Source organism: Streptomyces ossamyceticus (assembly GCF_001418475.1).
Taxonomy (GTDB): domain Bacteria; phylum Actinomycetota; class Actinomycetes; order Streptomycetales; family Streptomycetaceae; genus Streptomyces; species Streptomyces ossamyceticus.
Genome location: NZ_LIQX01000082.1, coordinates 20,427 through 32,204, shown reverse-complemented (window position 1 = coordinate 32,204; position 11,778 = coordinate 20,427). Strand labels below are relative to the sequence as shown.

The 11,778-nt window shown below is 70.3% G+C and carries 6 protein-coding genes and 4 tRNA genes; 7 read left to right on the top strand and 3 right to left on the bottom strand.

The window, feature by feature from the left end; genetic code table 11:
• Positions 1-243: 243 nt before the first annotated feature.
• From AOK15_RS07615 to AOK15_RS07605, 3 genes are all read right to left on the bottom strand, one after another.
• A complete protein-coding gene (locus tag AOK15_RS07615; protein WP_055514085.1) occupies positions 244-2,520 on the bottom strand; it encodes a DEAD/DEAH box helicase in 2,277 nt (758 codons plus the stop codon).
• A 522-nt stretch (positions 2,521-3,042) separates the two neighbouring features.
• A complete protein-coding gene (locus AOK15_RS07610; protein ID WP_055514092.1) occupies positions 3,043-3,582 on the bottom strand; it encodes a hypothetical protein in 540 nt (179 codons plus the stop codon).
• Positions 3,583-3,797: 215 nt separating this feature from the next.
• Positions 3,798-4,148 (bottom strand): metallopeptidase family protein, encoded by a 351-nt coding sequence (locus tag AOK15_RS07605; RefSeq protein WP_009327618.1) that lies wholly within the window; start codon positions 4,146-4,148, stop codon positions 3,798-3,800.
• A gap of 134 nt (positions 4,149-4,282) precedes the next feature.
• Between AOK15_RS07605 and AOK15_RS07600 the strand changes: the two genes are divergently transcribed.
• The 7 genes from AOK15_RS07600 to AOK15_RS07570 all read left to right on the top strand — a co-directional run bounded on the left by AOK15_RS07600 (position 4,283) and on the right by AOK15_RS07570 (position 11,267).
• A complete protein-coding gene (locus AOK15_RS07600) occupies positions 4,283-5,980 on the top strand; it encodes a metallophosphoesterase family protein (protein ID WP_055514083.1) in 1,698 nt (565 codons plus the stop codon).
• An 82-nt stretch (positions 5,981-6,062) separates the two neighbouring features.
• Positions 6,063-6,135 (top strand) — tRNA-Glu (locus tag AOK15_RS07595).
• Between the two features lie 36 nt (positions 6,136-6,171).
• Positions 6,172-6,246, top strand: a tRNA-Asp gene (locus tag AOK15_RS07590).
• 25 nt (positions 6,247-6,271) lie between these two features.
• Positions 6,272-6,345: transfer RNA gene (locus AOK15_RS07585), tRNA-Phe, on the top strand.
• 179 nt (positions 6,346-6,524) lie between these two features.
• A complete protein-coding gene (gene hrpA / locus AOK15_RS07580; RefSeq protein WP_055514081.1) occupies positions 6,525-10,469 on the top strand; it encodes an ATP-dependent RNA helicase HrpA in 3,945 nt (1,314 codons plus the stop codon).
• Between the two features lie 109 nt (positions 10,470-10,578).
• Positions 10,579-10,653: transfer RNA gene (locus AOK15_RS07575), tRNA-Asp, on the top strand.
• Positions 10,654-11,045: 392 nt separating this feature from the next.
• Positions 11,046-11,267 (top strand): DUF6274 family protein, encoded by a 222-nt coding sequence (locus AOK15_RS07570; RefSeq protein ID WP_055514079.1) that lies wholly within the window; start codon positions 11,046-11,048, stop codon positions 11,265-11,267.
• Positions 11,268-11,778: the final 511 nt, after the last annotated feature.

Below are 11,778 nucleotides of genomic sequence, written 5' to 3'. Positions count from 1 at the left end.
TCCGGGGCCGAGGCCCCGGACGCCCCACGGGCTATGTCGTCATCTGTCATGCCCCCAGCAATTCCCTCACGAAGGCCGTGACATGCGTCACATGATGGCTGAAAATCGGCCCAGCCCGGCCCGCCCGAGGGGCTTCGGTGCACGCCCGCCACCGCCGCCGCCCGGAGCGCGACGCGAAAACGCCGTGGCCCCCACCCGGAAGGTGGGGGCCACGGCGTTCACAGACTGGGCCTTCGGCCTCGGTCAGCCGTTGCGCTTCCAGCGCGGCTTGTCCTCGCGGCGGCCGAAGGAGCCGGTGCCGCGGTGGTCGTCACGGCGGCCGTACGGACGCTCGTGGCCGCCGGAGCGGAAGCCCGGACGGTCGCCCTGGCGGTCCCGGTTGAACGGACGGTCGCTGCCCCGGTGACCACCGCGGTCGTCACGGCGCTCGAAGGAACGGCCACCACGGTCGAACCCGCGGTCACGGTTCTCGCGGTTGAAGCCACCGCGGTCGTCGCGACGCTCGAAGGAACGGCCACCACGGTCGTCACGACGGTTGTCACGGTTGAAGCCGCCCCGGTCGTCCCGACGCTCACCCCGGTTGTCACGGCTGTCGCGGCTGTCGCGGTTGAAGCCACCGCGGTCGTCACGACGCTCGAAGGAACGGCCACCACGGTCGTCACGACGGTTGTCACGGTTGAAGCCGCCCCGGTCGTCCCGACGCTCACCCCGGTTGTCACGGTTCTCGCGGCTGTCGCGGTTGAAGCCGCCACGGTCGTCACGACGCTCGAAGGAACGGCCACCGCGGTCGAAGCCACGGTCGTTGTCCCGACGGAACCCGCCCCGGTCGTCCCGACGCTCACCACGGTTGTCACGGTCGTCCCGGCGGAAACCGCCGCGGTCGTCACGACGCTCGTACGACGAGGAACGCCCGTACGACCCGCGCTCGGTCCGGTCGGTCCGCTCGAACCGCTCGGCCTTCTCCACACGCTCGACGCGCTCGACGTCCTGCGCGGCCGGCTGCTCCGGCACGGACACCTCGGACAGCACCTCGGCGTCGACAGCGGCGGCGGCCGTCTCGACGACGGCGGCACCCTCGCCCGTCTCCTCGGCGCGCGCCTGGGCGATCGCCGCCTCGGGGTCCTCGCCCCGCTCCCGCGCGGCACGCGCGGTCAGCCGGTCGGCCTCCTCGCGCAGCTCGGCGGCGCGGCGCTGGGCCCGCTCCAACTGCTTGGTGAGGTGAGCGACTTCACGCTCGGCCTGCTGCGCGGCGTTGCCGGCGGACTCGGCCTGGACCTCGGTCATCGACCGGGCGCCGGTGATCTCGGCGACCTCGGGGTCGAACGTCGTACCGCCCTGGATGATGTGACGCCCGGCGTCGACGCCCGCGTCCTCCATCAGCCGGAAGATCTGGCGGCGCTGGTGCGGCAGGGAGAGGGACACGACCGTGCCCGTACGCCCGGCACGCGCCGTACGGCCGGCCCGGTGCAGGTAGTCCTTGTGGTCGCCGGCCGGGTCCACGTTGAGGACGAGGTCGATGCCGTCGACGTGGATGCCGCGCGCGGCGACGTCGGTCGCGACGAGCGCGTTGACGTAGCCGTCCTTGAAGTCGGCCAGCGTCCGGGTCCGCGCGCCCTGCGTCATACCGCCGTGCAGCGCGTCGGCCTTCACACCGGCGTCGCGCAACTGCTCGGCGATGCGGTCCGCGCCGAGCTGGGTGCGGACGAAGATGATGGTGCGGCCCTTACGGGAGGCGATCGCGGCGGTGACCGGCGCCTTGTCCTTGGGCTTCACGATCAGGATGTGGTGCGACATGGTCGTGACGTTGCCCTGGGCGCTGTCGACCTCGTGCGTGACCGGGTTGCTCAGGTAGCGCTTGACCAGGGTGGAGATCTCGTTCTCCATGGTCGCGGAGAACAGCATCCGCTGGCCGCCGGCCGGGACCTGGTCGAGCAGCTCGGTGACCTCGGGCAGGAAGCCCAGGTCCGACATCTGGTCGGCCTCGTCGAGGACGGCGATCTGGACGTTCTCCAGCGAGCAGGCACCGCGGTTGATGATGTCGCGGAGGCGGCCGGGGGTGGCGACGAGGATGTCGACGCCGCGCTCCAGGGCGTAGATCTGGTTGCCCATCGACGTACCGCCGCAGACGACCTTCATCTTCAGGCCGAGGACGTCGCCGTACGGCTGGAGCGCGTCCGCGACCTGCATCGCGAGCTCACGGGTCGGGGTGAGGATGACGGCGCGGGGCTTGTGCTTCTCGGTGCGGCCGCCGGCGAGCGTCGCGAGGGTCGGCAGACCGAAGGAGAGGGTCTTGCCGGAGCCGGTGCGGCCACGACCGAGGATGTCCTTGCCGGCCAGGGCGTCCGGGATGGTCGCGGCCTGGATCGGGAAGGGGGTGGTCACGCCGTTCTGCGCGAGCTTGCGCACGACGCCCTCGGGGAGACCGAGGTCCGCGAAAGTGACCTCGGGGGCCGCCGTCTCGACGGAGTCGTTCTCGCCGTTCTCGGGCACGACGACGTGATCAGTACTGGAAATGGACATGCGTATGCGAAACCTTCCGGAGTCTCGTCGGCACGCGCCCGTCAACTCCGTGATTCGCACACGACCGCCTCTATGCGGTCCGACACGGCAAAGGAGAGTACGCGCCACACGGCGCGCTCTGCGTTGGCGCCGGGCAAATGGGATCAAACGATCTACCACCATACGCACCCTCCACCCCTGAAGGCAAACCGAGCCGATACCCGCAGGTCAGAAGGCGATCAGCGGACCGCGGCTGGGAAAGCCAGACTCCTGGCCGACTTCATCGATGAGAGGGCAAACCGCTGGCCAGGGGCCCTGCGGCGGCGTCGGCGGCACCGCTTTCCCGACCGGGACCGGCGCAGCCGCCGTGCAGCCCTCGCACCCGTGTCGTCCGCCACACTCCCGCGGACGCCGGAAGGCCACGGCCACCGCGCAGACGGCGACGACCACCGCGCACACGGCCATCACCCCGCAGGCGGCCACGATCACACCGGCGACGCCCCCGCCCGCCCCACAGCGGCACACAGCCGTCCCGCCCGGCCGCTACGCCGCGTCCCCCGCCTCCGGCGCGGGCTCCCGTTCCACCAACTGCGCCCCCTGCTCGTGCGCGGACGACGACGGCTCGGCCGACGGCTCCGGCGCCGGGGACTCCGCCGGGGCGGACGGTTCGGGCGGCTCCGGCGGGGCCGAGGAGGGCACGGGCGTCGGCTCGCCCTTCGTCGGCTCCGGCACGGGCGGCCGCGCGCCGTTCCCCTTGCCCTTGCCGCCCTTCCCACCCTTCGGAGGCTTCGTCTTCTTGGGCGGCTCGGCCCCCTCGGAGGCCGCCGCCGAGGGGGAGGCCGACCGGGACGCGGAGGGGTCGGGCGAGCCCGAGGGACGCGGCTTGCCGCGCCCGACCTGGTACCCCGTACTGCCCCCGCCCGTCACGGTGGTGCCCCCGTCCGGCCGCTCACCGCCCCGCTGCCCGGCGGAGCGCGAGGGGCCGGGGTGCTGCCCGCCGTCCCCCACGCTCATGCAGCCGGCAGCCACGGCGACGGCCATGACCGTGGCGGCCAGGCGAACGGGTACGTACAAGGCGCGCACGGCGGCCACCTCCGTGGGGGGCGGAAAGGGAAGTCCGCCTGTTCAACTCCCGCCGCACTTAAGAAGACACGCGCCACGCCGACCCGCCGGGCCCCCGCCACCGCACGCCTGGCCGACCCGCCGGACCTCCGCCACGTCGCGCCGTACCGACCCGCCGGGCCCCCGCCACCCCACGCCGGAGCGGCCGCCCTGGTGCCCGGCCGCCGTGGCCGCCCCTACCCGTAGCCCAGGGCGTGCAGCCGGGCGTCGTCGATGCCGAAGTGGTGGGCGATCTCGTGCACCACGGTCACCTCGGTCTCCGCGACGACGTCCTCCCGGCTCTCACACATCCGCAGCGTCGGCCCCCGGTAGATCGTGATCCGGTCCGGCAGCACACCCGCGTACCACTCCCCGCGGTCCGTGAGCGGAGTCCCCTCGTACAGCCCGAGCAGCTCGGGGTCGTCGGCGGGCGGCTCGTCCTCGACGAACACCGCCACGTTGTCCATCAGCCGCGTCAGCTCCGGCGGGATCCGGTCCAACGCCTCGGCGACCAGCTCCTCGAACTCCTCGCGCGTCATCTCCAGCACAGGCCCATTGTCGGGCACGACCCGCCCGGACGAGAGATACGGGTCACAGGACGACCTCGGGGGTTCCGCCCCGGAACGGGGCCCGGTCCCCAATCCCCCGCATATCCCCCCACCTCTCTGGGCATACGGCCTCAATGGCCCGCGTCCCCGCCGCAACAGCCACCACCATGACCGCCATCCGTACGACCCTGCGCCGCATCCGCCGCGCGCTGCCACCGGCCCCCCGGGCCACGACCCGCCGGCGCCGCCCTCGCGACCCGCGCCCGGCGGTCGAACCGGCGCGCCGCGCCCGCCCCTGGGCCCGCGCGCTCGGCCTGGTCACCGTCGTCGTGGTCGGCGCCTGGCTCGGCCTGCTGGTCGTGGGCAACGTACGGACGCCCGTCGGTCCCATGAACACCACGATGACGCTGCGCCCGTCGCTCACCGGCGGCACGAAGATCAACGTCTCACCGCTGGGCGCCCTGGAGCTGAGCAGTCACCACGCCCCCGTACGCCTCGACGTGAACGTGGACCAGCTGGACCCGGACCGCGCCCAGGCCCTGGTCGACCACCCCGAGCGGATCTCGGGCCTCCAGGACGAGATCGCGTCGGACGTCCGGCGCGGCACGCTGGACCTGGCCCTGCGGTCGGGCGTAGCCGTCGTCACAGGGGCGACCGCGCTGGGGCTGGCCGTCTACCGCCGCCCCCGCCGCGCCCTGGCCGCCGGCGGCCTGGCCCTCGGGCTGCTCGCCGCCTCCGGGGGCACGGCCGCCGCCACCTGGAACCCGAACTCGGTCCTGGAGCCCAAGTTCTCGGGCCTGCTCTCCTCCGCGCCCTCCCTCGTCGGCAACGCGCGCAGCATCGTCACGGAGTTCGACGTCTACCAGAAGGAACTGGCGCGCCTGGTGACGAACGTGACCAAGCTGTACGACGTCACGTCCACCCTCCCCGCGTACCAGCCGGACCCCACCACCATCCGCGTCCTGCACGTCTCCGACATCCACCTCAACCCCGCGAGCTGGAAGATCATCGCCTCGCTGGTGGAGCAGTACGAGATCAACGTCATCGTCGACTCCGGCGACACCATGGACCACGGCACCGCCGCCGAGAACGCCTTCCTGGACCCGATCGCCGACCTCGGGGCGCCGTACGTCTGGGTGCGCGGCAACCACGACTCCCGGGAGACCCAGCGGTATCTGAAGGGCGTCGAGAACACCCACGTCCTCGACGAGGGGAAGGCGGTGAACGTGGGCGGGCTGCGTTTCGCGGGGATCGGCGACCCGCAGTTCACCCCGGACCGCTCCACGGACAAGGCGGGCCTGCCCTCGGAGGAGGCGGCCGGACAGCGGCTGGCGGCGGCGCTGCGCGCCCAGAAGGCAGCCGGCACGCCCGTGGACATCGCGATCGCCCACAACCCGGACGCCGCGCGCGAGACGGACGGGGATGTCCCGCTCGTCCTCGCGGGGCACCTCCACCACCCGGAGATGGAGGTCCTGGACGAAGGCACCCGCCTGCGCATCGAGGGTTCGACCGGGGGCAGCGGGCTGCGCGCCCTGGAGGGCGACTACCCGGATCCGATCGAGACGTCGGTCCTGTACTTCGACCGCGACACCCATCGCCTCCAGGCCTGGGACGAGATCAAACTCGGGGGCCTGGGACTGACGACGGCCGAGGTCAGCCGCCACCTGCCGAAGGAGAACCAGCCGGGAGCACTCCAGTCCCCGTCCCCCTCCGGAACCTCATCGGACACTCCGTCGGGCAAACCATCAGGCGCCCCTTCCGGCACCCCGTCCGGCACGCCTCCGAGCACGTCACCCGGCGGGGCGACCACCCGTTCCCCGGGCCGCCCGTAAACCGTTTTGGCGATACCTCCCGCCATCCCATATGCTTCTCACGTCCCCGACGCGCTGATGAAGCGCCCACGGCGGGCCGATAGCCCTCATCGTCTAGCGGCCTAGGACGCCGCCCTTTCAAGGCGGTAGCACGGGTTCGAATCCCGTTGGGGGCACGCAAGAACGTGTGCGACACTGTCGTACGCAACCTTGGTCCTGTGGAGCAGTTTGGAGTGCTCGCCACCCTGTCAAGGTGGAGGCCGCGGGTTCAAATCCCGTCAGGACCGCTCGGTGTTTCACGTGAAACACCGTGGCTGGGTAGCTCAGTTGGTACGAGCGATCGCCTGAAAAGCGATAGGTCGCCGGTTCGACCCCGGCCCCAGCCACATTGAATGAAAGCCCCCACCGGGCAACCGGTGGGGGCTTTCGTCGCTCCAGCGAGTCGAGGCCGATGTGGACCAAGGCCGCTCGCTGAGAGCCATGGGGGGCGTGAGAGGGATCATCAAAGGGGTGGACGCAAAAGCGTTCGCCCCTCGTTTCGTCGAGGTGAGATCCTGGACGGCGTATGTCTACGCCACCTGCCCCCGCCTTCGGCGCCCTCGCCCCCCGCCTGGCCGAGCTGTCCCTGCGCGACGCGCACCGGCTCGGGCGCAGGCTCGAAGGCGCGCGCAAGATCCGTAAGCCCGAGGCCCGGGCCGCCGTCCTCGCCGAGATCGAGGCCGAGGTCGCCAAGGGCGAGGCCCGTATGGCCGAGCGCGCCGACCGCGTGCCGACCGTCTCGTACCCCGAACAGCTGCCCGTCAGCCAGAAGAAGGACGAGATCGCGGCCGCCATCCGCGACCACCAGGTGGTCATCGTGGCCGGTGAGACCGGCTCCGGCAAGACGACCCAGATCCCGAAGATCTGTATGGAGCTGGGACGCGGCGTCCGCGGCATGATCGGGCACACCCAGCCCCGCCGGATCGCCGCCCGCACCGTCGCCGAGCGTGTGGCGGAGGAGCTGGACACCCCCCTCGGCGAGGCCGTCGGCTGGAAGGTCCGCTTCACCGACCAGGTCAACCAGGACGCGACCTTCGTCAAGCTGATGACGGACGGCATCCTGCTCGCCGAGATCCAGACGGACCGCGAGCTGCGCGCCTACGACACGATCATCATCGACGAGGCCCACGAGCGGTCCCTCAACATCGACTTCCTGTTGGGCTACCTCGCCCAGCTGCTCCCGAAGCGCCCGGACCTCAAGGTCGTCATCACCTCCGCGACCATCGACCCCGAGCGGTTCTCCCGCCACTTCGGCGACGCCCCGATCGTCGAGGTCAGCGGCCGTACGTACCCGGTCGAGGTGCGCTACCGCCCGCTCCTCGAAGAGGACTCCGACGACGCCGACCGCGACCAGATCACCGCCATCTGCGACGCGGTCGAGGAGCTTCAGGGCGAGGGCAAGGGCGACATCCTCGTCTTCCTCTCCGGTGAGCGCGAGATCCGCGACACGGCCGACGCGCTGATCAAGAAGAACTACCGCTTCACCGAGGTCCTCCCCCTCTACGCCCGGCTCTCGCACGCCGAGCAGCACCGCGTCTTCCAGCCGCACACAGGCCGCCGGATCGTGCTGGCCACCAACGTCGCCGAGACGTCGCTGACCGTCCCCGGCATCAAGTACGTCATCGACCCGGGCTTCGCCCGTATCAGCCGCTACAGCCACCGCACCAAGGTCCAGCGACTGCCGATCGAGCCGATCTCCCAGGCCAGCGCCAACCAGCGCAAGGGCCGCTGCGGCCGTACATCCGACGGCATCTGCATCCGCCTGTACACCGAGGACGACTTCAACGCGCGCCCGGAGTTCACGGACGCCGAGATCCTGCGGACGAACCTCGCCTCCGTCATCCTGCAGATGACCGCGGCCGGCCTCGGCGACATCGAGAAGTTCCCCTTCATCGACCCGCCGGACCACCGCAACATCCGCGACGGCGTCCAGCTCCTCCAGGAGCTCGGCGCGCTCGACCCCACGCAGAAGGACGTCCGCAAGCGGCTGACCACGATGGGCCGCCAGCTCTCCCAGCTGCCCGTCGACCCGCGTCTCGCCCGGATGGTCGTCGAGGCCGACAAGAACGGCTGCGCCCGCGAGGTCATGGTCATCGCCGCCGCGCTGTCCATTCAGGACCCACGCGAACGCCCCGCCGACAAACAGACCCAGGCCGACCAGCAGCACGCCCGCTTCAAGGACGAGTCCTCCGACTTCCTCGCCTTCCTCAACCTCTGGCGGTACGTCCGCGAGCAGCAGAAGGAACGCGGCTCGTCGTCCTTCCGCCGGATGTGCAAGCAGGAGTACCTCAACTTCCTGCGCATCCGTGAGTGGCAGGACATCTACAGCCAGCTCCGCACGGTCGCCAAGCAGATGGGCATCCACCTCAACGAGGAGGACGCCCCCGAGCAGCAGGTCCACGTCTCGCTCCTGGCCGGCCTGCTCTCCCACATCGGCATGAAGGACATCAAGGACGGCGCGAAGAACGAGTACCTGGGCGCCCGCAGCGCCAAGTTCGCGATCTTCCCCGGCTCAGCCCTGTTCAAGAAGCCCCCGCGCTTCGTGATGTCCGCCGAGCTGGTGGAGACCTCCCGCCTCTGGGCCCGCGTCAACGCGAAGATCGAGCCCGAGTGGGTCGAGCCGCTCGCCGAGCACCTGCTGAAGCGCACCTACAGCGAACCGCACTGGGAGAAGGACCAGGCGGCCGTGATGGCGTACGAGAAGGTCACCCTGTACGGCGTGCCGATCGTCGCCCAGCGGAAGGTGAACTACGGCCGCATCGACCCCGAGGCCAGCCGCGAGCTCTTCATCCGCAACGCGCTCGTCGAGGGCGACTGGCGTACGCACCACAAGTTCTTCGCCGACAACCGCAAGCTCCTCAGCGAGGTCGAGGAACTGGAGCACCGCGCCCGGCGCCGGGACATCGTGGTCGACGACGACACCCTCTTCGACTTCTACGACCAGCGGGTCCCCGAACACGTGGTGTCGGGCGCCCACTTCGACTCCTGGTGGAAGCACAAGCGGCACGAGCAGCCCGACTTCCTGGACTTCGAGCGCGCGATGCTCATCCGGGAGTCGGCGGAGGCGGTCACCAAGGCGGACTACCCCGACTCCTGGCGCCAGGGCCAGCTCAAGTTCCGCGTCACCTACCAGTTCGAGCCGGGCGCGGACGCGGACGGCGTCACCGTCCACGTCCCCCTCCAGGTCCTCAACCAGGTAACCGACGAGGGCTTCGACTGGCAGATCCCGGGCCTGCGCGAGGACGTGGTGACGGAACTGATCCGCTCCCTGCCCAAGCCGATCCGCCGCAACTACGTCCCGGCACCCAACTACGCCAAGCGCTTCCTGGACCAGGCGGTGCCCCTCCAGGAACCGCTGACCGTCACGCTCGCCCGCGAACTCAAGCGCATGGTGGGCGTACCGGTCACGGCCGACGACTTCGACTGGTCCCGTGTCCCCGACCATCTGAAGATCACCTTCCGTATCGTCGACGAGCGGCGCCGGAAGATGGCCGAGGACAAGGACCTGGAATCCCTTCGGCTCCAGCTGAAGCCGAAGGCCCGCAAGGCGCTCTCCCAGGCCGCCGCGGCGACCGCCGAACGCCAGGGCGGCGAGTCCCTGGAGCGCACGGGCCTGACGGACTGGACGATCGGCTCCCTCACCCGCGTCTTCGAGACCCGCCGCGCCGGCCACCCCGTGAAGGCCTACCCGGCGCTCGTGGACGACGGCGACACCGTCTCCGTACGCCTCTTCGACACCGAGGCAGAGCAGTCGGAAGCGATGTGGAAGGGCACCCGAAGGCTCATCCTGCGAAACATTCCGGTCAACCCTGCGAAGTTCGCGAGCGAAAAGCTGACCAACGCGCAGAAGCTCGCCCTCTCGGCGAACCCGCACGGTTCGATCCAGGGCCTGTTCGACGACTGCGCGACGGCCGCCGCCGACCGGCTCATCGCCGACTTCGGCGGGCCGGCCTGGGACGAGGAGTCGTACCGCAAGCTCTACGACAAGGTCCGCGCGGAGATCGTCGACACCACCGTCCGCACGGTCGGCCAGGTCCAGCAGGTCCTCGCCGCCTGGCAGGCCTGTGAGCGCCGTCTGAAGGCCACGAGGAGCCCCGCGCTCCTGCCCAACCTCGCGGACGTACGCGGGCAGCTGGACGCCCTCGTGAAGCCGGGCTTCGTCACGGAGACGGGGTTGCGCCGCCTCCCGGATCTGATGCGCTATCTGGTGGCCGCGGACCGGCGGCTCCAGCAGATGCCGACGAGCGTCCAGCGGGACACCTCTCGCATGGAGAAGGTCCACGAGATGCGGGACGAGTACGCCTGGCTGCTGGAACAACTCCCCCAGGGGCGGCCCGTACCGTCCTCGGTCCTGGACATCCGCTGGATGATCGAGGAACTCCGCGTCAGCTACTTCGCGCACGCCCTGGGGACGGCGTATCCGGTCTCCGACAAGCGCATCGTGAAAGCGATCGACGCGGCGGTGCCGTAGCCGTCATACTGTGACGAGCACTGCACGTTGGGTGAGTTCGACCAGTGGGCTCCCCCTCCTGTACAGTCTCTTCTCGCAGGCCAGCGCACACGCGCCGACTGCGAAACCTGGTCCTGTGGAGCAGTTTGGAGTGCTCGCCACCCTGTCAAGGTGGAGGCCGCGGGTTCAAATCCCGTCAGGACCGCACGATTCAGAGAGGCCCGCATCCGTCGAGGATGCGGGCCTTTTTGCTGCGCCGCGAGGGAGAGCGCCCTGGGGTTCGTGGGCGACTGCGGGCGGGTGGGGGCCGTTCGCACAGTTCCCCGCGCCCCTGAAAAGCGACCGGGGCTACGCCCCGCGTTTTCCAACGGCGCCCCTCCGATCGCAACGGCGCCACCCGATGAAGGCCGGGCCGCAGGCCCAAGCCTTCAGGGACGCGGGGAACTCCGCGAGAAACCACAACCCACCCGCGGCCGCCGACGAACCCTCACCCCCAACCCGCTAGGCACCCGGCCCCCAGCGGACGCGCCGGGGCTTGACGGAGTCACATTCACTCGGTACTTCGGAAACAGGGCCCCAAGACCCCGGAGGTGGCGCATGGCGGCATCCGCTCGGCACGAGACCCGCGCTCTGCTCCGCGCCCATCTGTCGGCCGCCTCCTCCTACCGCCACTTCACCCGGCACTGCCCGATCTGCCACCGGCTGCTGCGCCTGGCGACGGACACCGTGGCGACGGGCATCCTGACGACGGACGCCCCCACGGCCCGCGAGAACCGCGCCGAGGACCCCACGGAGGACGAGAGTCCCTCCAAGGCGTGAACGATGGCGTGAGCGCCGACGGACGGGGAACGCACTCGGCAGGACGCCGGACCCGCCTCAACTCCCGTCCCCTTTACCGCACGTGACTAGCGGGTAACAAGCCAGTCGGCATGTGACGGGTGTCACTGTATAAGTTTCCGGAAGGTGGGTTCTTACAGGTCTCCTACAACTGGTCAATTTAATATGTGCAATTGCACCAGTCTCCCGAGGCCCCCACAGGAGATCCGACAGCCCTCCCCAGAGTCCGACAGTCCCGCGCACAGACAGCCAGGCCCACGCACAAGTCGGCGCGCCCGACACGCAGAAGACCGGACCCGCAGGCCCGGCCGTCCGCCCAAACGCACAAAAAAGATCGCGCTGGACCCGGCGGAGTCCAGCGCGATCTGACGACGCACCCTTGTTGCTTGCCTGGCGAAACCCAGAACAGATGGAAGCTCTGGAAAGCTCTGTGTGGCTCGGGCGTGGGATCTGTTGGGGCAGAACCCGCGTCGCTTGGCGCTGTGTGAGCGGT

Bases quoted from the DNA above. Each gene is read 5' to 3' on its own strand.
- AOK15_RS07615 (WP_055514085.1), bottom strand. From the start codon at position 2,520: ATGTCCATTTCCAGTACTGATCACGTCGTCGTGCCCGAGAACGGCGAG.
- AOK15_RS07600 (WP_055514083.1), top strand. From the start codon at position 4,283: ATGGCCCGCGTCCCCGCCGCAACAGCCACCACCATGACCGCCATCCGT.
- hrpA (WP_055514081.1), top strand. From the start codon at position 6,525: ATGTCTACGCCACCTGCCCCCGCCTTCGGCGCCCTCGCCCCCCGCCTG.
- AOK15_RS07570 (WP_055514079.1), top strand. From the start codon at position 11,046: ATGGCGGCATCCGCTCGGCACGAGACCCGCGCTCTGCTCCGCGCCCAT.